This is a genomic window from Marivita sp., from assembly GCF_048006345.1.
Lineage (GTDB): Bacteria > Pseudomonadota > Alphaproteobacteria > Rhodobacterales > Rhodobacteraceae > Marivita.
Genome location: NZ_CP180351.1, coordinates 3,611,207 through 3,635,895, shown reverse-complemented (window position 1 = coordinate 3,635,895; position 24,689 = coordinate 3,611,207). Strand labels below are relative to the sequence as shown.

Below are 24,689 nucleotides of genomic sequence, written 5' to 3'. Positions count from 1 at the left end.
TCACGCGTCCCGCTAGTCCATCGCAGCAAAGGTTGTGACGAACCTTGTGGTGCGACGTTGGCTCCGCTGTGAATGGTGTCGATAGGATCGCGGGGATCGAATTCCCCTCGGCGCGGCCCGAGATGTTCCGGAAAAAGTTGACGACTGCGAGTTTTCAGGATTCCGGTTTTTCGCGAAAAATCCCAAGAACTTATGGGTCCGCAAAGCGCCGCCGGGCGCTCAGACCACAATGTCGGTAAACGTGCCACCCCCTTCAATCCAGAAGGTCCATTTGGGGTCTTTGCGAGTGGACACTTTCAGGTCCTAAACAAAAAGTTGTTGCTTTGCGCGCAAAACGTCGACAATTTGTCAACGTAATGTAACCGGGCTTGATCAAGAGGCCCATCCAACAGAGGAAAGAAGAATGAAGCATTTTTGTTTCGGGACTTCTCTTGTCTTCAGCCTGGCCACTGCGGTTCACGCTGACAGCTGGGACATGCCCACACCCTATGGCGACACGACGTTTCACACGCAGAATATCGCTCAGTTCGCTCAAGACGTGGCTTCGGCAACCGATGGCGCACTCGAGATCACCGTCCATTCCGGTGGATCGCTGTTCCCGCATGGCGAAATCCGAAACGTCGTGCGGTCCGGACAGGTGCCGATCGGTGAATTCTTCCTGTCGACCCTTGTCAACGACGATGCCGCCTTCGGCATCGACAGCCAGCCCTTCGTGGCAACCAGCTACGAGGATGCTGCGCGGCTATGGTCCGCACAGGAGCCGGTCATTACCGAACTTCTGGCTTCGCAGGGGCTGATGCCGTTGTTCTCGGTCCCGTGGCCTGCCCAAGGTCTCTATACAAACGGCGAGATCGCGACAGTCGAGGACCTGGCCGGATTACGGTTCCGAGCCTACAACGCCGCGCTGGAGGAATTTGCCGCGCTCGCGAAAGCTGCGCCGGTGCAGGTCGAGGCTCCAGACATCCCCCAAGCCTTTGCCACAGGCCAGGTCGAAGCAATGGTCACCTCCCCCTCTACCGGCGTGAACTCGACTGCCTGGGATTTCGTAACGCACTATACCCCGATCGATGCCTGGGTGCCCAAGAACATCGTGGTCGTGAACGAACGCGCTTTCCGTCGCCTGCCCGAAAATGTTCAGGAGGCCGTTCTCGCAGCAGCCGAGGTCGCGGAAGCACGCGGTTGGGAAATGTCCGCCGCTGAGGCCGAGGCGCAGACCGCCGTCCTCGCTGAAAACGGCATGACCATCGTGGAACCCAGCGCCGAACTGACCGCCGGGTTGCAGGAGATCGGTGCCCAAATGCTGACCAACTGGCAGGCCAACGCGTCTGAAGCTGCATTGTCAATCCTGACGACCTACCAGGGCCAGTAGAGCAGGACGAAGTGGGTCATCGGCCCGCTTGGAAATGCCTAAACGGGCCCGGCGCTGGTTTTCTCCCGCCAAACGCCGGGCCTTGATCACGAAAGGAAACGAGATGCGGCATCTTCTCGACCGGACTTACAAGGCGATGGCCTGGGTAGCGGCGTTCACCATCCTTGGGATCGCGGTCCTCATCAGCGCGCAGATCTTCCTGAACTTTGCGACCCGGGTCTTTGCGCTGCCATTGCCGTCAACGATCCCGTCATACGCCGACTTCTCAGGTTTTATGCTGGCGGCGGCAACCTTTCTGGCGATGCCGTACACATTCCGCAGCGGCGGACACATCAAGGTGGCCCTCGTGACCGAGCGGCTGCCGGTCCGCGGCCAGCTGATAGCGGAAGTCGTGGCTCTGATCTGCGCTGCAGCCCTGACGGGTTTCGCCGTCTACTACATCTGGGCACTGGTCGCGGAAAGCATCCATTACGGCGATGTATCGAGCGGTACGATACCCATCCCGCTCTGGATGCCACAATCTGCCATGGGACTGGGCATGAGCGTTCTGTGCCTTGCCATCCTTCACAGCCTTGTCGAAACCATCAAGCGCGGCGAGCCTGTTATCTCTGCCTCCGAGGAAGCCTGACATGTCCGATCCTGTTGTCGGCCTGATCCTTCTTGCCACGTTGTTCGTCTTTCTGGCCGGTGGACTCTGGATCGCTCTGTCACTGTCTGCCGTCGCGGCGGTGGCGCTGGCCTTCTTCTCGAATTCCTCTGTCGGATTGAACATGGCCGTGACTTTCTGGGGGCACAGTCATTCGTGGTCCCTGACAGCGCTGCCACTGTTTATCCTTATGGGCGAGATCCTGCTGCGATCACGGCTGAGCAAGGACATGTTCAACGGTCTCGCCCCATGGCTTGGCGGTCTGCCGGGGCGACTCCTGCACGTGAACGTGTTGGGTTGCGCCATCTTCGCGGCAGTCTCGGGGTCCTCGGCGGCGACAGCGGCCACCATCGGCAAGATGTCGATCCCCGAACTGAAAGGGCGCGGCTATCCCGAAAGCTTGATCTTGGGCACGCTGGCAGGTTCGGCGACGCTGGGATTGCTGATCCCGCCCTCGATCATTCTCATCGTCTACGGTGTCGCAACCGAGCAATCCATCGCCCGCCTGTTCGTCGCGGGCATCCTGCCCGGAGCGATGCTGGTGGTTCTTTTCGCACTGTATGTCGCCGTTCGTGCCTGGCTCGATCCGAGCCTCATCCCGGCCGAATCCTCCCGTCTGACGTTGCGGGAAAAACTCCGGGCCTCTCGTGGCCTGATGCCGGTTGCCCTGCTCATCATCGGAGTGATCGGGGCGATCTACACCGGCCTCGCCTCGCCCACCGATGCAGCGGCGCTTGGGGTGCTGCTTTCGATCCTGCTCGCCGTCGTGTCCGGCAGCTTCACGCGCGGCGATTTCCTCGATGCACTGCTGTCGGCGGCACGCACATCCTGCATGATTGCCTTCATCCTGCTCGGGGCCGCCTTCCTCGCACTCGCCATGGGCTTCACCGGCCTGCCGCGCAACCTCGCGGCCTGGATCGGAGACATGGGTCTGTCGCCTTACATCCTGCTTGCCGTGCTGACGATCTTCTTCATCGTGCTGGGTCTCTTTCTCGACGGAATTTCCGTCGTCGTGCTGACCACCTCGATCATCATGCCCATGGTGCTGGCGGTCGGAATCGACCCCATCTGGTTCGGGATTTACTTGGTGCTCGTGGTCGAGATGAGCCAGATCACCCCGCCTGTAGGTTTCAATCTGTTCGTCATCCAAGGCCTGACCGGGATCGACATCCTGCGCATCGCCCGGGCAGCCATGCCGTTCTTCTTCCTGTTGGTTCTGGCCGTGATACTGATCACGCTATTTCCGCAGATTGTCACTTACCTGCCGGACGCCATGAACGGCCGAGGCTGAGGGATCACAGGGACGACGCGGCACGGCTGGCCTGGTCGTATTGCCCGGACATGGCACGAAGGCTTGCTCCGATGCTGCTCAGCTCATCGCCGGACAAGTCCATCCGGCTCAACCCATCGATCAAACAGCCTTCTCGGACGCTGCGATACTGATCGCAAAGCTCAGCACCGGTCTTCGAGGTGCGATAGAAGACCTCCTTTCCGCGCTTTTCCGAGTCGACCAGTCCAGCCTTGGACAGCTTGCGCAATGCATAGTTCACGGTGTGGGTGTCATCGATGTTCAGCAGAAAACAGATGTCCGTGAGCCTCTTGTCACGGCCGCGATGGTTCACGTTGTGCAAGACCAGGATTTCAAGCGGGCTCATCTCTGTCTGGCCGGCAGCGGCCATGCATTTCACCATCCAGCGCGAGAAAGCGTTATACGCGATGATCAGCCCGTATTCGAACTCGGAGGCTTCCCAGAACTCGCCCTCGGCGAGGTGCCGGGAAGACACGATGATGCGTTTTGTTGGTGTTTTCATGATGATTTACCTGTTTTTTCAAGCAATGACAGTAGCTGAAGGGCTGGAGAGCGCAACTCGAACCCGCGCTCCGCGTACAATTTCCGGATAGTTCCCCGTTTGGCCAACTTTACTCTACGCAGGGGCTTTCAGGGGGAATGTCGCTTCAGGTGCGCACGGCCAAAGCCGGGCATTGCGAGTTGGGCGTATCATGCGGCTGAAGGCTTCCTCGACACGCCAGTCGACGCTGACGCGGTGGCGGGATATTTATGGTGCCGCTGAAGGGACTCGAACCCCCGACCCCATCATTACGAATGACGTGCTCTACCAGCTGAGCTACAGCGGCCAACCCGATGTGGGTGTTCCTCACCTCAGGAAGATTGGCCGGGCTGTTAGCACCGGTCGGGGCGCAAGAAAAGTGTTATTTCACCTTTTCCGGCTCTGGTGATTGTGCAGCATGCTCCACGTCATTCGCCGCGGTCATTGGATCTGCCATCGGCGTGGTGTCGTCGGATTCAACCGGGTCTGGATCCAGGACCTCGGCTTCGTCGACCGGCTTGGTTTTGTCCTCGATGGAACCGACGATCAGCGGCAGCATTTCCGCTCCCGCGGGCAGGACCGTTGCGCTTTGCGGTGGGATCGTCCAACTCAACGTGTCGAAGCTTTCGCAATTGGTGCAGACCGGTGTCCATTCGCCATGGATCGTCTTGCAATTGTCGCAGACCCATTGTGGGCCACGCGGTGCGGTAAGCGCGCGGGCCAGCCAGCCGCGCACGACGGCATCCGACGCGCCTTCGCCACGTTCGATCGCCGCCACGATGGCCAGAACACGGGTGTCCGGTTCCGTCTCGGCGAGATCACCCAAAGACCGACGCGCTTCGGGGAAATCTTCCGCCGCAAGGTTCAGCTCTGCCAATAGAAGCTTCGTCTCCCGGTGCTCCGGGCGCAGGGCCGTCAATTGCTTGAACCGCTGAACCCGCGCCTGAGGTGTTTCATTCGGTTCGATTTCCGCAAACGCAGCCGCAAGATCGGGATGGGGCTGCGCCTGCCAGGCTTTCTTGAGGAGACGCACCGCATATTTGGAGCGGCCTTGAGCGATGTGGCTGCGTGCGGCCATCGCGGCCGCCGGGATGAGGTCGGGGGACGACTTGTTCGCGGCAATCGCGGCTTCCTGAGCCTCGATGGTCTTGCCTTCGTCAAGCACGCCCTTGGCCTCGGACAGCGCGAGCACCGCATCGCGGCGCTTGTGCACATCGCGCGGGAGCGACCCGTGTTTCAGTTTGGCGTTCAATGTCTTTCGCGCACCGGACCAATCCGCATTCTTGGCCTGCAGACGCAACAGCGTATCCTGCACCTCTTCATGTTTCGGCTTGATGGCAAAAGCCCGTTCAGCCAGCTTGAGCGCGGTTTCCGTGTCGCCGGCATCGAGCTTTTGCTTCATCAAACCACGCACACCGACAAAACGCGTGCTTTCGTTCTGAACCAGCCGTTTGTAGACCTCTTCGGCCTTCTTGCGGTCGCCCGTCATTTCAGCAGCCTGCGCGGTGATGAGGTCGGTCAGTTCCGGCTTGTGCAGATATTTCTCGGCCTTGGTGGCTTTGGCCATGGCCAGACGCCCCTCGCCGGAAGCGAGCGCCATCAAACCCTCGCTGAGTGCCTGAAAGCCTTTGCGCTCGCGGTTGCGGTCGAAATAGCGCGAAATCGCAGTCTCGTCGCCATTGATGAATTTCAGCGTGGCGATCAGCAGCGCGAAAAGCTTGAGGAACAGCCAGACCGCGAGGATGGCCACCAAAGCGGCGATCACCGACTGAAGCGGGCCAAGCGTAAATTCGGTGCCACCCGCCGTGATTTGAATTCCGCCATTGCTTTCCATGAGAAAGCCAGCGGCAAGCGTCAAAGCGGCAACGATGACAACGAACAGAACGATCTTGAAAAGAGACCAAAGCATCAAGCGCCCCCCTTATTCCTGAAGCAGCTGCTGGACGAGACCGTCCGCTGCCGTTTTCGCCTCTAGGCGTTTTTGTGCACTGGCTTGCCAATCAGAGACCGCAGACTGGGCCGCTTCCGGTAGCGTCGACAGTTCCGAGAGCGCCATGTCCAGATCACCCGCGCGAACAGCAGCTTCTGCACGGGACAGCACCGCATCTGCGCTGTCGCCCTCTTTGGGTGCGACGGATCGCGCGCCAAGTTGATTGGCGAAGAACGTGCTGATGCGGCTGACGCCTTCTGCTCCTGCAGTGTCGGCACTGCGGGCATCTCGCAACGCGGCGCGGGCGACATCCGGGAAGGTCTCTCTGAGGAGAGACAGAGTGGGAACGCCGTTTTCTGCGTTGCCTGCCAAAGCATCGGGCACATCGACGCCGTTCGCCAAAAGCACTGAAATCGCACCAGCAAAGCCTGCACCAGTATCAAGAGCGGCGGTTATGTCAGCCAAGGCAGCTCGGGACGCGGCCAGTTGCGCCTTTTCCTCTGCATTGCCTTCGGCAGCAACGGCTTCTTGCGCCATCTGGGCAACTTCTGCACGCTGCGCCTCGACCTCGGCTTTCAGGTCGTCGAGCGCACGCTCATAGGCGGCAATCGCTTCTTCGGACACAGCGGTTTCAAGGGGCTGACGTTCCAGCGTGTCGATCCGTGCGACAATCTCGTCAAGACGTGCAGACAAGTCTGAGGCCGTCGTTTGCACCGCTGCGATCTGCCCTTCGACCGGGGAAAGATCGATTGTTGGAGGTTCAACAGCTTCCAAGGTCGCGATCCGCGTTCCCAGATCAGACAGGGCACCGTCTTGTGTTGTCAGGGCGGCGCGCAATTCATCCTCGAACGCAGTATCCTCGGCGGCGTCGAACGGCCAAACCGCCTGAGAGGAATAGGCCGCGACGCCGTAGCCAAGAATGGCCGCAGCAGCACCGCCAAGCAGCATGGGCACAAACCCGCCTTTGCGCTCGATTGTGGTTTCCTTGATGACTTGGGGTGCGACCGGAAGAGTTTCGGGCTCGACAACGGGGTCCGCTGCAGTCGCGTGGTCTTCGACAGTTTCCGCTTCCTCGATCAGCTTTTCCGCTTCTTCTTCGGTCAGGTGATCGTCATTGGGCGGTGTTTCTTCGGATGCAGCGTCCGACTCGGACGTGACAGATTCGCTGTCTTGCGGGGCGTCGATTTGGTTTTCGGCGGGATCGCCCTTGCCGGGTTCTGCTTGTTCGATCACATCGTCGGTGACCGCATCTTCGGCCGTGTTATCAGTGTCTTTGGGATCGATATCTGACTTTGACGCATCGTCTTCGGGCGCATAAACCTCAACGGCTTCAACGGCTTCCGCAACAGTGTCCAGATCCTTGGCCGTCTGCTCGGCCGCGTCAGGCTGATCCGATGCGCGGTCGGTATCGACCTCTTTGTCCGTGACTTCTTGTGAGGTTTTGTCCGTGCTTTTGCGTTTCGCCACCGGTTAATCCTTCGAATCTGTCAAGTTTGCGCGACAGCTATGTCAACTTTACCTTACAACTCTCACAGCCGCCGCTCAAGACTCACGGCGTCTGTGACCATCTCCCGTACCAACTCGATCATCCCGTCACGATCGGGTCGACGCGATACCTTCGTTCTGTGTGCCGCATCCGCAGGCAGCGCGTCCGCAACGGCCTGACTGATCGCGGCAAACCGGAAGTTGTCAAACCCCAGCGATTCGCGGCCAAGTTGCCGAGCCGTCCGGGGCGAGAATACCGGCGCGAGTATCGGTCTGTCTTGCGACAAAGCCTCCCGCGTGTCCTGCGCAAAAGTTTCAAGCTCCTGCGTATATAGGACGGCTTCCGAGGTTTCCACGCCCGCATCTGTCAAACGCTTCGCAATATCCCCAATCGCGTTTTCGCCGCGCAGATGCAGCAGCGGGCCGGAATACCCATGTCGCAAAACATGCTCTACCACCTGATCCGCTGTTCCCCCTGCGATATCCGCTTTGAACCCAAACGCGCGCAGCGCCTTGCCCGTTCCCGTGCCGACGGCAATCGCGGGAATGTCCAAAGCTGTCCCACCAAGCGCCGCATAGGCATCTAGAGCGTTGGCAGAGGTGAAGATCAACCCGGCCACCCCATGCATTTCGGGTAAAGGACCAGTGAAGTGGATCGACATGAGTGGATTGATTAAAAAATCGACATGATCACGTATCTGCCTTGGCAATGCCGCCCAGAACGCCTCGGAAGACGCCTGCGGTCGCGTGAGGAGCAGCAGGGGGCGTGGGGCAGCCATGGCATCCCGTGTTGTTGTGAGCAGCACCCAAGGGTGGTAACTGCTGAGCCTCATGGGTGCAACGGAAACTCGGATGAGCCACGACATCACCGTACTTGGGCTGGAAAGCAGCTGTGACGATACAGCCGCCGCCGTTCTGCGCGGGCGCGAGATTCTCTCGTCGGTAGTTGCCGATCAAACAGCGTTGCACGCGGCCTATGGCGGTGTCGTGCCCGAGATCGCAGCGCGCGCCCATGTCGAAAAGCTGGACCTTTGTGTCGAACGCGCCCTGGCCGAGGCAGGTATGTCCTTCTCGAAGATCGACGCGATCGCCGTCACTGCTGGACCTGGCCTGATCGGCGGTGTGCTGTCGGGTGTGATGATGGCCAAGGGCCTGAGCGTCGCGACAGGAAAACCGCTGATCGGGGTCAACCACCTGGCCGGACATGCCCTGACCCCGCGTCTGACTGACGGGTTGGACTATCCGTATCTCATCCTTCTGGTGTCCGGTGGGCATTGCCAATTTCTGCGTGTCGAGGGCCCGACGACCTTCTCGCGTCTTGGCAGCACGATCGACGATGCCCCAGGAGAGGCGTTCGACAAGACCGCACGCCTGCTTGGGCTACCGCAACCCGGAGGACCTTCGGTCGAGCAACATGCCCGGTCTGGTGATGAATTGCGCTTCGTCTTCCCGCGTCCGCTTCTGGATCGACCGGGCTGCGATCTGTCGTTCTCAGGCCTCAAGACAGCCCTGCTGCGCCAGCGCGACCAGCTTGTTGCTGACCAGGGCGGGCTACATACGCAGGACGTCGATGACCTCTGCGCCGGGTTTCAGGCGGCAATCCGCGATGTTTTGATTGAAAAATCGAAACGTGCGCTGAACGCCTCTGAGGGGCTTTCCGGTTTCGCCGTCGCGGGAGGGGTCGCCGCAAATACAGAGCTACGCGCTGCGTTAGAGACACTTTCTGCGAAACACGGCATTCCGTTTGTCGCCCCGCCTTTGGCACTTTGCACCGACAACGCGGCGATGATTGCCTATGCCGGTGCCGAGAAGTTCACTGTAGAGGGTGCGGATGATCTGACCTTGACCGCCCGTCCCAGATGGCCGCTTGACCGTGCCGCCCCCGCGGCTCTGGGCAGCGGCAAGAAAGGGGCCAAGGCGTGATCGGCGTTATGGGCGCCGGTGCGTTCGGCACTGCTCTTGCCATCGCGCTTTCCAAAACCGGGCAACCCGTCACGCTCTGGTGCCGCAATGCGGATCAGGCGCGTGATATGGACAGGTTGCGGTGCAACAGAGTCTATCTTCCGAGCGCTCCCTTTCCGGACAGCCTGACGGTCACGCAGGACATGTCACGCGTCACAAATGGAATTGCCTTGCTGGTGGCTGTGCCGCTGCAGGCCATGCGGACAGCGGCAGCGCAGATCGGCACCAGCGATACGCCGCTCGTGGCATGCTGTAAGGGCATTGAACTGAGCACGGGACTTGGTCCAACCCGCGTTCTAGAGGATGTGCTTCCCGGTGCGATGACATCCATCCTGACGGGCCCCAGCTTTGCCGCAGATATCGCGATTGGGCGACCCACGGCGTTGACCCTGGCCTGCGCCAGCGCGCCGACAGGCAAGGAACTACAGTCGGTACTGACCACACCAACCCTGCGTCTCTACCGGACCACCGACACCATTGGCGCGGAACTTGGCGGCGCATTGAAAAATGTCATGGCGATTGCCTGCGGCGCGGTGATCGGTGCCGGGCTTGGTGACAGCGCGCGTGCCGCAACGATGACCAGGGGCTTTGCGGAAATGCAAAGGATCGGAGCGGTTTACGGCGCGCGTCCGGACACACTTTCCGGGCTTTCCGGGCTGGGCGACCTCGCCCTGACTTGCACCTCGGACCTCTCTCGCAACTACCAGCTTGGTCTGTCTCTGGGCCGCGGCGAAACGTTCGATCCCACCATCACGGTCGAGGGCGCGGCGACCGCCAAAGCCATGTCTGAGATCGCAAAGCAAAAGGGCCTCGACCTTCCGATCACACAAACCGTGACACGTCTTGTTGAGGGTTCAACGACGATCACGGATGCCATAGAAACGCTTATGACCCGTCCATTGAAGGAAGAATAAATGCTCATCGCCCTGATCGCGCGCGACAAAGCCGGCGCTCTGGAAACCCGCAAAGCCAACCGCGACGCCCATCTGGCCTATATCGACGCCACGGGTGTGGTGTCTCAGGCCGGTCCGTTGCTGGACGACGCTGAACAGATGATCGGATCTCTGGTGATCCTCGACGTCGCTGACATGGCAGCTGCGCAAAACTGGGCCGATAGCGACCCTTACGCCAAGGCCGGTCTCTTCGAGAGCGTCGAGCTGATCCCATGGAAGCGTGTGATCAGCGGATGAGGTACTGGCTGTTCAAATCAGAACCGTCCAGCTGGTCGTGGGACGATCAGGTCGCCAAAGGCGATGCCGGTGAAGAATGGGACGGCGTGCGCAACTACCAGGCGCGCAATTTCATGCGCGAGATGGCCATCGGAGACAAAGGGTTCTTCTACCATTCACAGTCCGAGAAAGCGATTGTCGGCACGGTCGAGGTGATCGCGGAGGCACATCCCGACAGCAAGACCGATGACGCACGTTGGGAATGTGTGGACATCAAGGCGGTGCAGCCGGTGAAGACGCCGGTCACACTCGAACAGATCAAGGCGGATGAACGGCTGTCACAGATGGTTCTGGTTAACAACTCACGCCTTTCCGTACAGCCCGTTACGGAAACCGAATGGCGCATCATCTGCGACCTTGCGGGCATCACCGGGTAGGTCGACCAAGGTGGAGAAACGGACATGTCTTTCCTTCCAATAATCGCAGCCGGTCTGACAGGATGGGCATTTGGCGCGGTGTGGTACAGCCTCTTTGCCAAACCTTGGGTCAAAGCATCTGGCGTTGCCACCGACGCAAACGGCAGGCCCGCCAATCAGAAAAGCCCTCTTCCATATGTGATAAGCATCGTTTCGGCGATGATCGTTGCCGCGACGATGTATTACGCATTCAATATGCTGGGCATCGTGACCGTATCCAAAGGCTTTAAGTCAGGCCTCGGCATCGGTGCTTGTTTCGCAGCGCCTTGGCTGGCCACGAATTACGGCTTTGCGGGTCGACCGTTCAAACTGACATTGATCGATGCTGGCTACGCCACATTCGGATCCGCGGTCATCGGTGCCGTGATCCCACTTTTCTGAATTCAAACGGAGGGTCCGGCCGAAACCGAAACCCTCCGTCCCCGCGCTCCCAAGTCACCACGCGCGTAAACTGAATATGGTTTCGGTCGTCCTGACCGTCTTTGTGGTTGTACCTTAAACGACGCTCAGGACCAAACACCAAGTCCCTCTGATTTGAGACAACTTCAAATGAATAGAGCGCCCCAGATGGAGCGCTCTCAGATCAATCCCATGGACAGGGCTTATCCGTAGACGGACTCTTTGCCGAAATGCTTGGTCAACATGTAGTAAACCACCGCGCGATACTTGTTCCGTTCGGACTTGCCATAGGTCTCGATGACCGAATTGATCGCATCCATCAATTCCGGACCGTCCTTCAGACCAAGCTTCTTGATGAGGAAATTGGTCTTGACCGTTTCAAGTTCGGACGCCTGCGACCCCGCAACCGTCGACGCATCGTCGTTGTAGATAGCGGGCCCACAACCGATCGTGACTTTTGTCAGCAGATCCATGTCCGGCGTCATGCCGCACTTGTTCTTCAGGTCGTCCGCATACTTTGCGATCAAATCGTCTCTCTTACCCATCACTGTCTCCCTGTGAAGTCTTGGTTCCCCGGAGGACCGGCCCCCTACATTGGGAAAGGTGGCAAAATCCCCTGCATGGGGCAATGAAAAATCTCGTTTTGCGTTTCACCGTCCCGTTTTCCCCCTAGAGTGGACGTGAAAGCCACGCAAAGCTGGCTTCGACACACAGCCATAGGAGGGCATATGGGACTTTGGAATTTCGTGAAATCCGCGGGGCGCAAATTGGTCGGTGGCGACGATCTGCCGACAGCAGCCATTCTGGAAAAGGAAGTTGCCGATCTGGGGCTCGACACCAAAGGTGCCGAGATCAAGGTCGAGGGGGACAAGGTTGTCGTCTCCGGCGGAGACATGACGCAGGAAGAACGGGAAAAGGTGATCCTTGCCGTCGGCAACGTCGAAGGCGTGTCTGCCGTCGAGGCGGACACATCGGATGAGCCCGTGTTCCACACGGTCGTCAAAGGCGACACGCTTTGGGCGATCGCCGAAAAGACCCTCGGCAAAGGATCAAAGTACAACGCGATTTTCGAGGCCAATCGCCCGATGCTCAGCCATCCTGACAAGATCTACCCCGGTCAGGTTCTGCGAATCCCGGCAAAGGCGTAAGCGCGCCTACCCGAAGTTGGCTTTGGGTCTTTCGGTTGTCCAAAGTTCAATGTCGCTAGATGCGCGGTAAACCAACTTCGAAGACAACACAAAATCGCTTCCAACCGAGCAAACGTGCTGCTGACGAATTTATTCGCCGGCAGCATATGTCGGCATAGTCTTCGTCAGGATGACAGTCTGCGTCTTTGACGTGCCGATCTCGCGCAAATACCAAACCTCTTTGCCCTTTGCCTTACTGGGTGGTTCAGAAACGATCTTGTACGTCGACATCCTGGGACCAACGTTCGAGCCGTGCTGACACACCACCACCTCATCATTTAGAACATGATCAATCACCCCGATATGGGCATGGTGATCTGGCCCTTTGTGTCCGTTGGGTATGACCTCCCAAAGGTCTTTTTTCTCTTCCGATTTCTTTGGCCGCGCCCACAGAACAACGCTGTCGTAGTCGATGTCGTACCAATTATGCGCGACACCGGCGATTTGCTTGTACTTGTTGTGGTAGTGAATTGGATTTTCAAGAAAACATCCGATGGCCGTGTAGTACGCGTTTGTAAAACCATTGCAGTCCAACCCGATCACTTGATCCTGGTCGATCCAAGCCTGAAGACGATCTACCGAGACAAGACCCGCCTTCAGTGAAAGCTCGCAAAGAAGCGAGATTTCTTCGAGAGTGGCATGTCCACAAAACGCCATCCTGATCCGATGTTTCGAAACATCCAGCCAATTCTTTGCGTTCTTATCTTTTTGAACTTCGGAGTTCTTTTGCAGGTGGCTTCTAAGCGTGCCCGCCCGTTTGTAAGCATCGCCTCCCGTGCCTGACTTGTAGCGTGTGATGGCGACCTTTTTCACACCTCCGCCCGGCAATCGCACAGGCAAGGCATGACAGATTTCGACGAATTCCGAACACCATAGTTCTGGTTTGAACCTTGGAAAGTTGGCGTTTCGGATTTCCTTGATCGCCGGATGGTCGCGGTAATTGCCCATCTCAACCTCGAACCGAATATGCGTAGGCTTGAATGGTGCAATGAAACCACGTCCGTGCGATTCCTCAAAAGTCTTTTGTCGCTGGCGGAATTCTCAAAAACCAAACTGAGGTCGACTGATCGCGACTTGGCAGACTACACCTCTGACACAAAATGGAAAAAGGCCCAGACGTGAACGCCGGGCCTTTCGTATTCAGTGAGCTGGTTTTTGCCGATTGGCTTAGGGTCAGGATTTATAACCAATAGATGACGGTCGCCGCGAGTGCGATGGCCGATAGGAACACCTCGGGGCATCGACCATAGCGGGTCGTCACACGCCGCGAATCCTTGAGCCTGCCGAACATGATCTCGATACGATTTCTCCGCTTGTAGCGACGCTTGTCGTACTTGATCAGCGTCTTACGTTGCTTCCGGCCGGGAATGCAGGCGCGTATGCCTTTGTCTTTCAACGCTTCCCTGAACCAGTCGGCGTCATAGCCGCGATCTCCGAGCAGCCATTTGACGTTTGGCAGGCTACCGAGAAGCGCCCGCGCGCCGATGTAGTCGCTCACCTGTCCAGCGGTGACGAACAGATCGAGCGGTCGTCCCTGGCTGTCACAGATGGCATGAAGCTTGGTGTTCATGCCGCCCTTGGTGCGACCGATCAGGCGACCGCGCCCCCTTTTTTGGCGGCCATGCTGGTCGCCGTTCGATGTGCCTTCAGGTATGTTGCATCGATCATCACGGTCGTCTTCTCACCGTGGTTCGTAGCCAACCCCGCCATCATCCGCGCGAAAATTCCTTTCTCGCTCCAACGTTTCCACCGGCTGTAGAGCGTCTTGTGTGGACCATAGGCGGCAGGCGCGTCCCGCCAGCGCAACCCATTGCGATTGATGAAGATAATCCCACTCAGAACCCGCCTGTCATCAACCCGCGGCTTGCCGTGCGACTTCGGGAAGAAAAGGGCGAGCTTAGCCATCTGCTCGTCAGTCAGCCAGTAAAGGTCGCTCATGTCACCGCTCCATTTTCTGAGCCGTGAATCACGCCGTGCGACCGAAATCAATGCATCCTGACCCTAATGAACAGTTTGGTGAGCGGTTAAACGAACCGCGCCAGCCAGACATTCATTAAAGGTGCAACCGGTGGATGTTCTGAACGTAGGTATTCGATACAGTCGTGCGCTTTTCTATAGGGTAAATCACCTAATTTACCTTTTTGGCCTTCGCCGTATGTCAGAGCGAAATGAGTGATTTACCCCATTTCCCCAGAGGCAAACCTTTGTCAAAATGCCAAAGACGTGCCGAAAAGGAACAGCGTTTGCTGCAGGCTTCATCCGTACGAGCACAGCTGATATCGTTGTGGGCTGGTGTTCTTCTGATCTGGAGCGCGTCTGCGCTTTGGGCAGAGGCGCCGGTTCTCTTGCTGAACCCAAACTATGCGCCTTATGATGCAGTCCCGTTCACCGCATACGTCATCGGCGACTATGCACCGCGGGACATCGAATATACCGGCACGTCCCTAAACGATGTTCTGTCATTGGATCGCGAGGGGAAGTTCGAACCTGTGACTTCACAAGAGATCGGATTCGGCCGGATTTGGAACCTCGTGCATCTTAAAACGCGCGTCAAAAACCCTACGGACACTGCGCAGACTTGGATGCTTGCCAGCAACACGACGTACCGCAACTTAATGACAGTCCATCTTATTGTGGATGGCGCACCTCAACCGACAGACCCCATTTATCAAAACCTCAAGTATTCAGAATGGCATGGAATCGATGTTCACCCGCATGTCGCCTTCTCTTTGCCTGCGCAATCAACCGCAACGATTTACGTGTCCTATTCCAACGGGTCGTCCAGCTTTCCGATGACCTTCGAAACCGAGGATGGCTACGATAACCGCAGGCGTTTTGAGACGATAACTGCGTTCGTCAAATTGGCACTCGCATCAGGGTTTGCAAGCGTCGCAGTGGTATTCATGGTCGCCATTCGACACGTCGCGACGATACCTTACACGATTTATGTGTCGTCTGTAGTGGTGTCTCTTTTGGACCTTGGAGGGCACCTCTATCTGTTTTTCCCATATCCCTTGATTGCAGATACGATCATTATTGAAAGCATCTTCTTTAATTTGATGCTTGTTGGAATTCTGTTCTTTCAACGTGCCTATTTGATGGGCGAGAATGCGGTGCCTCGCTATTGCACCTTTCTGGCAATAGCATCAGTTCTGCCCATAATCTTTGCTCTTGGTGATCTGCTTCTTCCCCAACCCATTCCAGGCAATATCACCTATCCTGTGACGGCCCTGTTATTCACATTGTCACCCGTGTCCGGAGTGTTGGCGTACGTGTACAAGCTTAGAGGCAGCGTCCTTTTCTTGCTTGGCAACACGGTTTTGACTGCATCGATCTATTGGTTGCTCGTCGCAGCATTTCTTTCCGACACACATCTTCTGACCTTTGCGCATTCTCTGACGCGGTATGCGCTGATGTTTGAGGTCTTCATGTTCTCACTGGCGCTGTTTTATCAAGTGCGCGGTATGAGGATTGATACGGAGAACTCCTTGCGCGCAGAAATCCGGGCGACCAAGGAAAAGCTTGCGATGGCCGAAGCCCTTTCCGCGGCAGCGCATGACATGCAACAGCCGCTCACGTCTCTGCGCTTGACGATGCGCGACATGAAGGGAAAGGCAAGCGCAGACATTGACGCTGCGTTCGACTATCTGGACGAATTGTTGCGACGCAATATCACCGAGCATCAACCCGCAGACTCTGCGCAGTCGGTAGACTCGCTGGTGTCACACGCGGCACTTCCGCCAATAATCAGCGACGAACCTTTCGAGGTCGGTACCGTGCTCAATCATGCGTACAGCATGTTTCAGGAAGAGGCCGCTGGCAAGGGTGTGAAACTGGTGATGGTCCCCAGCACGTTGCAGTCACGGGGTACAGTTTTTGCCGTGATGCGGATTGTCACGAACCTTCTTTCGAACGCGATCAAGAACACATCCAGTGGAAAGATCGTCATGGGGGCGCGAAGCGCGGATCAATGGGTTCGGATTGAAATCCATGACAGCGGAACCGGCATACAAAAAGCTCAGTTGAAGGACATCATGCAGCCGTTTCAGCGGGCTGGAGAATACCCTGGGTCCGGGCTCGGCCTTTCAATCGTGCAACAGTTAACCGAGGAAAACGGCTTTCATTTTGAACTAGTTTCCGAAGCCGGGCGCGGGACGATCGCGCGTGTCTGCATCCCAAAGGCAGACCGATGAAATACTTGATTGCGCTGGCATATTCCTTAACGCTTGCTGATAAATTTTGAGTTGCGTGTAGGTGAAAATGCAAGTTCCTAAGTATACCGCAGTTGTTGCAGATGATCACAAGCTGCTGCGCGCCGGGATTATGCAGATCCTGTCTTCATTGTCGGAAATCGAGATTGTCGCCGAAGCGACCGATGGTCTGGCTACGATTGTAGCCGCAAAGAAATACAAACCTGATCTTCTGACGCTCGATATTGCAATGCCACATGCACAAGGGATTTCGGTTGTGACGGAGGTTCAGCGATGGTCACCGGGAACGCGGATTGTCATTTTCACGGGCATTACGTCGGCCAACCTTCTGAACGAGATGGTTCATGCCGGAGTGCACGGCATCTTTACGAAGCGTGGAGACATCACCGAGTTCGAAGAGGCCATTCCAACTATCCTGCGCGGAGGCACGGTTCTTTCAAGTGATGCGCGCGCGATCACCGTTAACGCGGATGTTGAACTGACCCTGACAAAGCGCGAAAGACAGATTCTCAGCCAAATCTGCGCTGGACACTCCACGAAGCAAATTGCGGAAACTTTTTCGATCAGTGTGAAAACCGTGGAGAACCACCGCGCCAGCCTCATGGCAAAGCTGAACGTCCGCTCCCTGGCAGAACTCTTGGCATACGCAGTACGTGAAGGTCTCTTGAACCCGCAGCGCCATTTGTGATCCGCGAGTGTCCGTCGTCAGGGTATTCGGACTATTCGGTCTATTTCGCAATGGCGCCTCTGGTTCAGTTTATGTTCCAGATTGGGCCGTGTTGACAAAAAGGATTCGCACCGCGGTGTGGGCGTGATTCAAGCTGGTTTCTGCAAAGGAGACCAGCTTGGCACGAGACCTGATGTTGGACAAAGAATGAACGCTCTTTGAACGATTTATCTTTGCCATCCGCGCGCCGAATGGAAGCAAGCCGACCAACCACCGCCCTTTTCAGGATGGGATTTTCTGGATAGCTAGAAATCGCGACTACACCTCTGACACAAAAAGGAAAAAGGCCCAGACGTGAACGCCGGGCCTTTCGTATTCAGTGAGCTGGTTTTTGCCGATTGGCTTAGTACCGGTAGTGCTCCGGCTTGAACGGTCCTTCCGGAGTGACGCCGATATACGCGGCCTGCTCGGGCGAAAGTTGGGTGAGTTTCACACCGATCCGGCCCAGATGCAGGCGGGCGACTTTTTCGTCGAGATGCTTGGGAAGGATGTAGACCTTGTTCTCGTATTCGCCGCCATTCTTCCACAGTTCGATCTGCGCCAGCACCTGGTTTGTGAAGGATGCGGACATCACGAAAGACGGGTGGCCTGTGGCGTTGCCGAGATTCAGCAGACGGCCCTCGGAGAGCAGGATGATGCGATTGCCCGAGGGCATCTCGATCATGTCCACCTGTTCCTTGATGTTCGTCCACTTATGGTTGCGCAAGGACGCCACCTGAATTTCGTTGTCGAAGTGGCCAATGTTGCCGACGATGGCCATGTCCTTCATCTCGCGCATATGCTCGATACGGATCACGTCCTTGTTGCCGGTGGTTGTGATGAAGATGTCCGCGGTCGAGACCACGTCTTCCAGCAGAACAACCTCAAACCCGTCCATCGCGGCCTGAAGCGCACAGATCGGGTCGGCTTCGGTCACTTTCACACGGGCACCGGCACCTGCCAGCGACGCGGCAGAACCTTTGCCCACGTCACCATATCCACAGACAACGGCGACCTTGCCTGCCATCATCGTGTCAGTGGCACGGCGGATGCCATCGACCAGTGATTCCTTGCAGCCGTACTTGTTGTCGAACTTCGACTTGGTCACGGAATCGTTCACGTTGATCGCGGGGAACGGCAGCATCCCCTTCTTGTGGAGATCATAAAGGCGATGAACGCCCGTGGTCGTTTCCTCGGACACACCCTTGATCGCATCACGTGTCTTGGTGAACCAACCGGGGCTTTGCGCCATACGCTTGGCGATCTGCTTCTTGATCACCTCTTCTTCCTCGGATTGCGGCACGGGAATGATCTCTTCCCCGGCTTCCGCGCGCGCACCAAGCAAGACGTAGAGCGTCGCATCGCCACCATCGTCGAGGATCATGTTCGCGCCTTCGGGGAACATGAACGACTTGTCGAGGTAATCCCAATGCTCTTCCAGCGTTTGACCTTTGATCGCAAAGACCGGCACGCCTGCCTCTGCGATCGCCGCCGCTGCATGATCCTGCGTCGAGAAGATGTTGCAGGACGCCCAGCGCACATCAGCGCCCAGCGCTACGAGCGTTTCGATCAGCACCGCCGTTTGGATCGTCATGTGAAGCGATCCCACAATACGCGCCCCGGTCAGCGGCTTCTCCGCGCCATATTCTTCGCGCAGCGCCATCAGGCCCGGCATCTCCGTTTCGGCGATGTCCAGTTCCTTGCGGCCAAACCCAGCCAGCGCGATGTCCTTGACGATATAATCTTTGGCCATTCCCGGCACTCCACATGTCAACCTTGGTTGGAAGGGCAGTTAGCACGGGGTCGCACTCCCGGCAATGCGGCGCTGTTTACAACCGGGGGGCCGCGTTCTACCCAAGACGAAAACGAGGCACACCATGGCAAAACCCCCACGCGCGTGGCAACGCATGTTGTCTGGACGACGGCTGGACCTGCTGGACCCGACGCCGGTCGACATCGAAATTGAAGACATCGCGCACGGACTGGCTTTCGTGGCGCGCTGGAACGGGCAGACCTTTGGGGATTATGCCTATTCCGTAGCCGAGCATTCGCTTTTGGTGGAAACCCTGTTCGGGCGTCTTTGCCCCAAAGCCTCGGCGGCTGAACGACTGACGGCGCTTTTGCACGATGCGCCAGAATACGTGATCGGGGACATGATCTCTCCGGTCAAGGCAGCGGTGGGTCCGGGCTACGGTGCGCTGGATGACAGGCTGACATCAGCCATTCACATTCGCTTTGGCCTGCCTGCCGTCACTCCAGCCAAGCTCAAGAAACAGATCAAGAAGGCGGACCGCATCAGCGCCTGGATGGAAGCGACGCAGATCGCCGGATTCACACGCGCAGAGGCCGACAGGTTCTTTGGCGCGCCTGATCTGGATTTGATTGCAGATCTGTCCATCGTGCTCCGCCCGCCGGTCGAGGTGCGCAATGACTTCACGATACGGCATGCGGCGCTGATCGGAGGAATGGTGTGATCACAATCCGGCGCGCAGGCAAACTCGACGCGCGGCAGATGGCAGAGCTTTTGGATGCCATCATCGAAAAGGGTGGCACAACGGCACACACCTCGCGGGTTTCACGGGATACCATATTGGAGTGGATGCAGCGCGCACCCACCCAATCCGCATGGCATGTCGCAGAGGACGTTTCGGGAGAAATCCTTGGGTTCCAGTTCATTGAACCCTATCCAGACCTGCCACCAGACGCCTGCGATATAGCCAGTTTCGTGCGTTTGGGGAAAACCGGTCTTGGGGTCGGATCAAAGCTGTTCGAGGCTTCGAGAAAGGCCGCGAAAGACCTGGGCTATCTCTGGATCAATGCCACGATCCGGGCCGACAACACAGGCGGTTTGGCCTATTATCAAAGCCGTGGGTTCGAGACGTACGCGCACTACCCTGCGCAACGCTTGGCGAATGGCGAATTGGTGGACAAGGTCAGCAAACGCTACGACCTGACCTAACGCGGGGATCGTTTCGCAAGGATGCGCTGCAACGTGCGGCGGTGCATGTTCAAACGGCGCGCGGTCTCTGACACGTTGCGATCACAAAGCTCGTAAACGCGCTGAATATGTTCCCAACGGACACGATCCGCGCTCATCGGGTTTTCGGGTGGCGGCGGAAGATCGTCGCCCTTGGCCAGCAAAGCATTTGTGATGTCAGTGGCGTCAGCTGGTTTGGACAGGTAATCGGTCGCGCCAATCTTCACCGCAGCGACCGCCGTGGCAATCGCACCATATCCTGTGAGAACCACCACGCGGCTGTCAGGGCGCTTGTCTCGAATGACCTCTACCACGTCGAGCCCGTTACCATCTTCCAACCGCAGATCGACGACAGCATAAGCGGGCGGCCGAGCCGTTGCGATGGCGGACCCGGCAGTGACCGATTGGGCGGTTTCGACTTCAAAACCGCGCTTCTCCATAGCCTTGGCCAACCGGCGCAGAAACGGCTCGTCGTCGTCTACAAGAAGCAGGCTCTTGTCTTCCCCAAGATCGTCACCGGTACGCTCGCTCACCGTGGTTCCCTCCCGTAGCGTTTGCGTTATCCGCCAGTATTAACGGCGAATTTTCCAACATCAACGCACAAATGACGCTCTAACTGGCCGCGTCAAGGAAGCAAGAGGTGCGCTCTGCAACCTGCTCGGGGGTCAATTCACGGCGGAAGAACTCGACAAATCCGTCTTCAGGCATGACGAGGTAACTGAATGTCGAATGGTCCACGAGGTAGTAATCGTCATCACCTGGCTGCGCCCTGAAGTAGGTGCGATAGGCTTGGCTGGCGGCTTTCACTTGCTCTTCCGAACCCGTCAGTCCGATCATGTTTTCGTGCAGGTTCGCTGCGAAATCACCAACGACTTCGGGCGTATCACGCTTCGGATCTATCGAGATGAAGATCGGGGTCACGTCATGTCCCTGCTCGGCCAGAAGATCGATCGCTTCGGCGTTTCGGGCCGTATCGAGAGGGCAAACATCCGGGCAGAACGTGTAGCCGAAATAGATCAGCGACGGCTTTGTGATCACATCTTTGTCCGTTACCGTCTCTCCGGCGGAATTGACCAACGTGAACGGTCCGCCAATCGTGTCCGCCCCACCCGCAACCTGCGTGTTTCGGCAAGAAGCATACTTGTCGCCGCCATCAACGGGTTGGCTCGCGTACCAGATCCCACCCAAAAGCGCGACAACTGCCACACCTGCCGAAATCGCTGCCAAACGTACCATGTGATCTCCTTCGCTTTTGCACCAACAAAGCCCTTCTCATCAGAATTGCCTTGCCTATGCTTTGCTAAAGCCGAGGTAAGGATTTTGAACTCCGGCACAAGTGGCGAAAGGGCGCAGATGACGCAAACCGAGTTCGGGATCTTCCAAGAACGTCAGCGCGGCAGCTTTATCCGCCTGCGGACAATGATCTGGCTGCGCTGGTGTGCCATCGTGGGCCAGCTGGCGGCAATCACTCTGGCGCAGAAGTTCTACAACCTGCAGCTCGAGCTCGGATTGTGTTACCTTGCGGTTGGCGTTTCAGTTGTCGGCAACCTGATCGCCATCTTTGTATTCCCTGAAAACAAGCGACTGAACGAGGCCGAGAACTTTCTCATGGTCCTGTTCGACCTGCTGCAACTCTGTTTTCTGATCTATTTGACTGGCGGCCTACATAACCCGTTCACGATCCTGATCCTTGGCCCGGTGATTGTGTCGGCGACGATCATGACGCTTCGCTCAACCATCATCATCGGCGCTACTGCGCTGACGCTGGTGACGCTGATGGTGTTCTTTCACCTGCCGTTGCGCACTGAACAAGGGTTCATCATGCGCATCGCGGATGTGTTCGTGTTCGGCCAGTGGACGGCAATCACCATCGCCGTGATCTTCCTGTCGCTCTATGCGAGACAGATCACCGAGGAAATGAACTCTATGGGCGATGCTGTTGTGGCGACCCAAATGGCGCTCAGCCGGACCCAGATGCTCAACAATCTGGGTGGCGTCGTCGCGGCGGCGGCACACGAGCTTGGCACGCCCTTGGCCACGATCAAACTGACCAGCGCCGAACTGATCGAGGAATTGGCCGACCAGCCCGACCTGCAGGACGACGCGCGCCTGATCCGCGAACAGGCCGACCGCTGCCGCGACATTCTTCAATCGATGGGGCGGGCAGGTAAGGAAGACCTGCAAATCCGCTCTGCTCCGTTGGTGGAAGTGATCCGTGAGGCGGCAGAACCGCATCTGAACCGGGGAAAAGACGTGCTGATCGAAGCTTTCGGATCGGAAGACGCGAACGAAGAAGATTTCGATCCTCCGCTGGCCTTAAGGCGACCCGAAATCATTCATGGATTGCGCAACCTCATCCAGAATGCGGTCGATTTCGCTAGGTCCACCGTCTGGGTCGAGGCGCATTGGACGGACAAGGTCGTATCCGTGCGGATCATGGACGACGGACCGGGATACCCGACCAATATGCTGGGCCGGATCGGCGATCCGTTTGTCCGCAATCGTCGCACGGAACGCGACCGCACGGCGCGACCCGAATACGAAGGTATGGGATTGGGTCTGTTCATTGCCAAAACCCTGTTGCAACGATCCGGCGCGGAATTGAGCTTTGCCAATGGCGCAGATCGTGTGAACAGCGCATCGCGGCGCAGGGGAGCGGTTGTCGAAGTCGTCTGGCCGCGAAATGCCATCGTGCCACCCAGCCTGCCCAAAGGCAAAGGCATCGGGGAAAACCCGTCCTTCAAGATCTAACTCGGCACGCTGCGGTTAATACGCTGTTAATCAAATCATCATTGAATACCGGTTTGGCGGAACCGGGGTTGGACAATGGATTCATTTGCTTGGACTGCGTTGGGGATCGGTCTGATCTGCGCTGCAATCACGATTGGCCTGATTGCCTTCAGTTTGCGCGGCAGGAAGGCAGACACACGTGCCGAAAACAGACCCTACCTTTCTATGCTTTTTCAGGGCGAAACTCTGATCGACGCGGATGACCGGATTTGGTCGCTGTTTCCGATCCCCCCAACCGCACCGGTATGGAGCGATTTGAGGCTGGCTTTGCTTCCGATGATACCGGATCTCCCTAAAGCTCTGCGCCCCGGCGAACACAGCTCCGATCTGTCGGAAATGGAAATCACCATCGCGACGCAAGGTGACCGGACACATGTCACTGTTTACCCAAGCGGCCAGGCTGGGGATGACTGGTTCACCACCCGACAGTGCAAATCTCTGGGCGGGCATCTGCAATCAGCAATGATGCTCGCGCCGGATCCGATCTGGGCGGTGACCGATGAATCGGACCTTTTGTGGGGCAATGAAGCGTTCAACCGCTATGCACATGCGCATGGTGGAGGCTCTGCATTCCGTGACCTCGTTACGGCAGAGGTTGCCAAACACGATCCCCAACGCCCGAAACGGCTTGACCTCAAGGCACCAGGTCTTGGATCGGGCGAGAACCGTTGGCTTGAGGTGACGACGCAGAAAACAACGGGCGGTCAGGTCTATTTCGCCACGGGCGTCGATGCCGTTGTTCGCGCCGAGGCGGCGCAACAAAACTTCGTCCAGACACTGTCCAAGACATTTGCCAATCTCACGACGGGCCTCGCGATCTTTGATCGGGACCGTCGACTTGTTCTGTTCAACCCGGCGCTTGTTGACCTCAGTCGGGTACCGATAGATTTCCTGAGCAGTCGTCCCGCCCTGTTCGAATTCTTTGATAAACTGCGGGACTGTCGGGTCATGCCGGAACCCAAAAGCTATGACGACTGGCGCGAACGCATGGCCCTTCTGGTGGCGGCCGCCTGTGACGACCGGTTTCGCGAAACATGGTCGCTGGCCAACGGTCAGACCTTCGATGTCACCGGCCAACCATACCCCGACGGCGCAATTGCGTTCCTGTTCAACGACATCACCGCAGAAGTGTCTTTGACGCGGGGGTTTCGTACAGAACTGGACACCTTGCAGTCGGTCATTGACACGTTTGACGACGCAGTCGCCGTCTTTGACTCGCAAGGCACGCTGACCGTCTGCAACACCACTTACGCAGACTTGTGGAGCGTCGAACCCGAGGCGTGCATCCTTGAAACAACAATCGTCGAGGCAACGCAGTCGTGGAAATCCGCCTTTCATCCAAGCCCGGTCTGGCCGGAATTGCGCGACTTCGTGACCAACTCTCAGGAGCGCGTCAGTTGGGACAGTGAATTGCGCAGCAAAGACGGGCGCGAGGTGATCTGCCGGATCGACCCGATCTGCCATGGCGCAACGCTGATCCGCTTCTGTCACAACTCCAAGAACCGTGATGCCCACCCAGAACCTGACGGGTTGAAGATCGTTTCCGCCTGAGC

At 57.6% G+C, this 24,689-nt stretch carries 25 protein-coding genes and 1 tRNA gene; 15 read left to right on the top strand and 11 right to left on the bottom strand.

Going from position 1 to position 24,689, the window contains the following annotated elements:
* The first annotated feature begins 403 nt into the window (after positions 1-403).
* From ACMVPR_RS17745 to ACMVPR_RS17735, 3 genes are all read left to right on the top strand, one after another.
* Entirely contained in the window at positions 404-1,369 is a 966-nt protein-coding gene (locus tag ACMVPR_RS17745; protein ID WP_416883943.1) for a TRAP transporter substrate-binding protein, read from the top strand.
* Positions 1,370-1,472: 103 nt separating this feature from the next.
* Complete coding sequence (locus tag ACMVPR_RS17740; RefSeq protein ID WP_416883942.1) at positions 1,473-1,997, top strand: TRAP transporter small permease; 525 nt, start codon at positions 1,473-1,475, stop codon at positions 1,995-1,997.
* A gap of 1 nt (position 1,998) precedes the next feature.
* Positions 1,999-3,306 (top strand): TRAP transporter large permease, encoded by a 1,308-nt coding sequence (locus ACMVPR_RS17735; protein ID WP_416883941.1) that lies wholly within the window; start codon positions 1,999-2,001, stop codon positions 3,304-3,306.
* Between the two features lie 4 nt (positions 3,307-3,310).
* On the opposite strand, the gene ACMVPR_RS17730 is transcribed toward ACMVPR_RS17735, so the two are convergent.
* The 5 genes from ACMVPR_RS17730 to ACMVPR_RS17710 form a co-directional block, all read right to left on the bottom strand.
* Positions 3,311-3,826, bottom strand: a complete 516-nt coding sequence (locus tag ACMVPR_RS17730) for a winged helix DNA-binding protein (protein WP_300584028.1) — start codon at positions 3,824-3,826, stop codon at positions 3,311-3,313.
* 249 nt (positions 3,827-4,075) lie between these two features.
* Positions 4,076-4,151, bottom strand: a tRNA-Thr gene (locus tag ACMVPR_RS17725).
* Positions 4,152-4,226: 75 nt separating this feature from the next.
* A complete protein-coding gene (locus ACMVPR_RS17720; RefSeq protein ID WP_416883940.1) occupies positions 4,227-5,753 on the bottom strand; it encodes a heme biosynthesis protein HemY in 1,527 nt (508 codons plus the stop codon).
* A gap of 12 nt (positions 5,754-5,765) precedes the next feature.
* Positions 5,766-7,241: a COG4223 family protein gene (locus ACMVPR_RS17715; RefSeq protein ID WP_416883939.1), complete on the bottom strand. Its 1,476-nt coding sequence runs from the start codon at positions 7,239-7,241 to the stop codon at positions 5,766-5,768.
* A 62-nt stretch (positions 7,242-7,303) separates the two neighbouring features.
* A complete protein-coding gene (locus ACMVPR_RS17710) occupies positions 7,304-8,038 on the bottom strand; it encodes a uroporphyrinogen-III synthase (RefSeq protein ID WP_416883938.1) in 735 nt (244 codons plus the stop codon).
* 73 nt (positions 8,039-8,111) lie between these two features.
* Here ACMVPR_RS17710 and tsaD point away from each other — a divergent pair, with 73 nt between their 5' ends.
* From tsaD to ACMVPR_RS17685, 5 genes are read left to right on the top strand one after another with little or no spacing between them, the layout of a single operon-like run.
* Complete coding sequence (tsaD, locus tag ACMVPR_RS17705; protein WP_416883937.1) at positions 8,112-9,182, top strand: tRNA (adenosine(37)-N6)-threonylcarbamoyltransferase complex transferase subunit TsaD; 1,071 nt, start codon at positions 8,112-8,114, stop codon at positions 9,180-9,182.
* Between the two features lie 8 nt (positions 9,183-9,190).
* Complete coding sequence (locus ACMVPR_RS17700; protein ID WP_416884680.1) at positions 9,191-10,135, top strand: NAD(P)H-dependent glycerol-3-phosphate dehydrogenase; 945 nt, start codon at positions 9,191-9,193, stop codon at positions 10,133-10,135.
* Positions 10,136-10,411, top strand: a complete 276-nt coding sequence (locus ACMVPR_RS17695; protein ID WP_416883936.1) for a YciI family protein — start codon at positions 10,136-10,138, stop codon at positions 10,409-10,411.
* On the top strand, positions 10,408-10,827 hold the full coding sequence (locus ACMVPR_RS17690; RefSeq protein WP_416883935.1) for an EVE domain-containing protein: 420 nt from the start codon (positions 10,408-10,410) through the stop codon (positions 10,825-10,827). The genes ACMVPR_RS17695 and ACMVPR_RS17690 overlap by 4 nt, the downstream gene beginning before the upstream one ends.
* Positions 10,828-10,851: 24 nt before the next feature.
* Complete coding sequence (locus tag ACMVPR_RS17685) at positions 10,852-11,247, top strand: DUF1761 domain-containing protein (RefSeq protein ID WP_416883934.1); 396 nt, start codon at positions 10,852-10,854, stop codon at positions 11,245-11,247.
* Between the two features lie 221 nt (positions 11,248-11,468).
* On the opposite strand, the gene ACMVPR_RS17680 is transcribed toward ACMVPR_RS17685, so the two are convergent.
* The gene (locus tag ACMVPR_RS17680; RefSeq protein WP_292269838.1) at positions 11,469-11,810 is read right to left on the bottom strand and encodes a DUF2853 family protein; all 342 of its coding nucleotides are present in this window, start codon (positions 11,808-11,810) and stop codon (positions 11,469-11,471) included.
* Positions 11,811-11,993: 183 nt separating this feature from the next.
* Here ACMVPR_RS17680 and lysM point away from each other — a divergent pair, with 183 nt between their 5' ends.
* Positions 11,994-12,413, top strand: coding sequence for a peptidoglycan-binding protein LysM (lysM, locus tag ACMVPR_RS17675; RefSeq protein WP_416883933.1), 420 nt, complete (start codon positions 11,994-11,996; stop codon positions 12,411-12,413).
* Positions 12,414-12,542: 129 nt separating this feature from the next.
* Here lysM and ACMVPR_RS17670 read toward each other — a convergent pair whose 3' ends face one another.
* Positions 12,543-13,400 carry a hypothetical protein gene (locus tag ACMVPR_RS17670; RefSeq protein ID WP_300584043.1) on the bottom strand — a complete coding sequence of 286 codons (858 nt, stop codon included), beginning with the start codon at positions 13,398-13,400 and terminating at the stop codon, positions 12,543-12,545.
* Positions 13,401-13,632: 232 nt separating this feature from the next.
* Positions 13,633-14,390, bottom strand: a protein-coding gene (locus ACMVPR_RS17665) for an IS5 family transposase (protein WP_416883932.1) whose coding sequence is annotated in 2 segments (ribosomal slippage) — positions 13,633-14,054 and positions 14,054-14,390 — 759 coding nt in all. Because the reading frame shifts where the segments join, the coding sequence is not laid out codon by codon here.
* Between the two features lie 230 nt (positions 14,391-14,620).
* Between ACMVPR_RS17665 and ACMVPR_RS17660 the strand changes: the two genes are divergently transcribed.
* Both ACMVPR_RS17660 and ACMVPR_RS17655 read left to right on the top strand, forming a co-directional pair.
* Positions 14,621-16,645 (top strand): ATP-binding protein, encoded by a 2,025-nt coding sequence (locus ACMVPR_RS17660; protein WP_416883931.1) that lies wholly within the window; start codon positions 14,621-14,623, stop codon positions 16,643-16,645.
* 67 nt (positions 16,646-16,712) lie between these two features.
* Entirely contained in the window at positions 16,713-17,351 is a 639-nt protein-coding gene (locus ACMVPR_RS17655) for a response regulator (RefSeq protein WP_300584201.1), read from the top strand.
* A 382-nt stretch (positions 17,352-17,733) separates the two neighbouring features.
* On the opposite strand, the gene ahcY is transcribed toward ACMVPR_RS17655, so the two are convergent.
* Positions 17,734-19,122, bottom strand: a complete 1,389-nt coding sequence (ahcY, locus tag ACMVPR_RS17650; protein ID WP_292265913.1) for an adenosylhomocysteinase — start codon at positions 19,120-19,122, stop codon at positions 17,734-17,736.
* Positions 19,123-19,246: 124 nt separating this feature from the next.
* On the opposite strand from ahcY, the gene ACMVPR_RS17645 reads away from it, so the two are divergent.
* Together ACMVPR_RS17645 and ACMVPR_RS17640 are read left to right on the top strand one after the other, a co-directional pair.
* Positions 19,247-19,843 carry a hypothetical protein gene (locus ACMVPR_RS17645; protein WP_416883930.1) on the top strand — a complete coding sequence of 199 codons (597 nt, stop codon included), beginning with the start codon at positions 19,247-19,249 and terminating at the stop codon, positions 19,841-19,843.
* Positions 19,840-20,328, top strand: a complete 489-nt coding sequence (locus tag ACMVPR_RS17640; RefSeq protein WP_416883929.1) for a GNAT family N-acetyltransferase — start codon at positions 19,840-19,842, stop codon at positions 20,326-20,328. The genes ACMVPR_RS17645 and ACMVPR_RS17640 overlap by 4 nt, the downstream gene beginning before the upstream one ends.
* Here the strand turns inward: ACMVPR_RS17640 and ACMVPR_RS17635 are convergent.
* A complete protein-coding gene (locus ACMVPR_RS17635; protein WP_292265920.1) occupies positions 20,325-20,879 on the bottom strand; it encodes an ActR/PrrA/RegA family redox response regulator transcription factor in 555 nt (184 codons plus the stop codon). The two genes, ACMVPR_RS17640 and ACMVPR_RS17635, sit on opposite strands and share 4 nt — an antisense overlap.
* A 79-nt stretch (positions 20,880-20,958) precedes the next feature.
* Positions 20,959-21,582 carry an SCO family protein gene (locus ACMVPR_RS17630; RefSeq protein ID WP_300584208.1) on the bottom strand — a complete coding sequence of 208 codons (624 nt, stop codon included), beginning with the start codon at positions 21,580-21,582 and terminating at the stop codon, positions 20,959-20,961.
* A 117-nt stretch (positions 21,583-21,699) separates the two neighbouring features.
* Between ACMVPR_RS17630 and regB the strand changes: the two genes are divergently transcribed.
* Together regB and ACMVPR_RS17620 are read left to right on the top strand one after the other, a co-directional pair.
* Positions 21,700-23,097 carry a sensor histidine kinase RegB gene (gene regB / locus ACMVPR_RS17625; RefSeq protein ID WP_416883928.1) on the top strand — a complete coding sequence of 466 codons (1,398 nt, stop codon included), beginning with the start codon at positions 21,700-21,702 and terminating at the stop codon, positions 23,095-23,097.
* Positions 23,098-23,172: 75 nt separating this feature from the next.
* Positions 23,173-24,687 carry a PAS-domain containing protein gene (locus ACMVPR_RS17620; protein WP_416883927.1) on the top strand — a complete coding sequence of 505 codons (1,515 nt, stop codon included), beginning with the start codon at positions 23,173-23,175 and terminating at the stop codon, positions 24,685-24,687.
* Positions 24,688-24,689: the final 2 nt, after the last annotated feature.

What these genes read in the sequence shown, in the direction of transcription:
- ACMVPR_RS17745 (WP_416883943.1), top strand. Translation starts at nt 404, where the DNA reads ATGAAGCATTTTTGTTTCGGGACTTCTCTTGTCTTCAGCCTGGCCACT.
- ACMVPR_RS17740 (WP_416883942.1), top strand. Translation starts at nt 1,473, where the DNA reads ATGCGGCATCTTCTCGACCGGACTTACAAGGCGATGGCCTGGGTAGCG.
- ACMVPR_RS17735 (WP_416883941.1), top strand. Translation starts at nt 1,999, where the DNA reads ATGTCCGATCCTGTTGTCGGCCTGATCCTTCTTGCCACGTTGTTCGTC.
- ACMVPR_RS17730 (WP_300584028.1), bottom strand. Translation starts at nt 3,826, where the DNA reads ATGAAAACACCAACAAAACGCATCATCGTGTCTTCCCGGCACCTCGCC.
- ACMVPR_RS17720 (WP_416883940.1), bottom strand. Translation starts at nt 5,753, where the DNA reads ATGCTTTGGTCTCTTTTCAAGATCGTTCTGTTCGTTGTCATCGTTGCC.
- ACMVPR_RS17710 (WP_416883938.1), bottom strand. Translation starts at nt 8,038, where the DNA reads ATGGCTGCCCCACGCCCCCTGCTGCTCCTCACGCGACCGCAGGCGTCT.
- tsaD (WP_416883937.1), top strand. Translation starts at nt 8,112, where the DNA reads ATGAGCCACGACATCACCGTACTTGGGCTGGAAAGCAGCTGTGACGAT.
- ACMVPR_RS17700 (WP_416884680.1), top strand. Translation starts at nt 9,191, where the DNA reads ATGGGCGCCGGTGCGTTCGGCACTGCTCTTGCCATCGCGCTTTCCAAA.
- ACMVPR_RS17695 (WP_416883936.1), top strand. Translation starts at nt 10,136, where the DNA reads ATGCTCATCGCCCTGATCGCGCGCGACAAAGCCGGCGCTCTGGAAACC.
- ACMVPR_RS17690 (WP_416883935.1), top strand. Translation starts at nt 10,408, where the DNA reads ATGAGGTACTGGCTGTTCAAATCAGAACCGTCCAGCTGGTCGTGGGAC.
- ACMVPR_RS17685 (WP_416883934.1), top strand. Translation starts at nt 10,852, where the DNA reads ATGTCTTTCCTTCCAATAATCGCAGCCGGTCTGACAGGATGGGCATTT.
- ACMVPR_RS17680 (WP_292269838.1), bottom strand. Translation starts at nt 11,810, where the DNA reads ATGGGTAAGAGAGACGATTTGATCGCAAAGTATGCGGACGACCTGAAG.
- lysM (WP_416883933.1), top strand. Translation starts at nt 11,994, where the DNA reads ATGGGACTTTGGAATTTCGTGAAATCCGCGGGGCGCAAATTGGTCGGT.
- ACMVPR_RS17670 (WP_300584043.1), bottom strand. Translation starts at nt 13,400, where the DNA reads ATGGGCAATTACCGCGACCATCCGGCGATCAAGGAAATCCGAAACGCC.
- ACMVPR_RS17660 (WP_416883931.1), top strand. Translation starts at nt 14,621, where the DNA reads ATGAGTGATTTACCCCATTTCCCCAGAGGCAAACCTTTGTCAAAATGC.
- ACMVPR_RS17655 (WP_300584201.1), top strand. Translation starts at nt 16,713, where the DNA reads ATGCAAGTTCCTAAGTATACCGCAGTTGTTGCAGATGATCACAAGCTG.
- ahcY (WP_292265913.1), bottom strand. Translation starts at nt 19,122, where the DNA reads ATGGCCAAAGATTATATCGTCAAGGACATCGCGCTGGCTGGGTTTGGC.
- ACMVPR_RS17645 (WP_416883930.1), top strand. Translation starts at nt 19,247, where the DNA reads ATGGCAAAACCCCCACGCGCGTGGCAACGCATGTTGTCTGGACGACGG.
- ACMVPR_RS17630 (WP_300584208.1), bottom strand. Translation starts at nt 21,582, where the DNA reads ATGGTACGTTTGGCAGCGATTTCGGCAGGTGTGGCAGTTGTCGCGCTT.
- regB (WP_416883928.1), top strand. Translation starts at nt 21,700, where the DNA reads ATGACGCAAACCGAGTTCGGGATCTTCCAAGAACGTCAGCGCGGCAGC.
- ACMVPR_RS17620 (WP_416883927.1), top strand. Translation starts at nt 23,173, where the DNA reads ATGGATTCATTTGCTTGGACTGCGTTGGGGATCGGTCTGATCTGCGCT.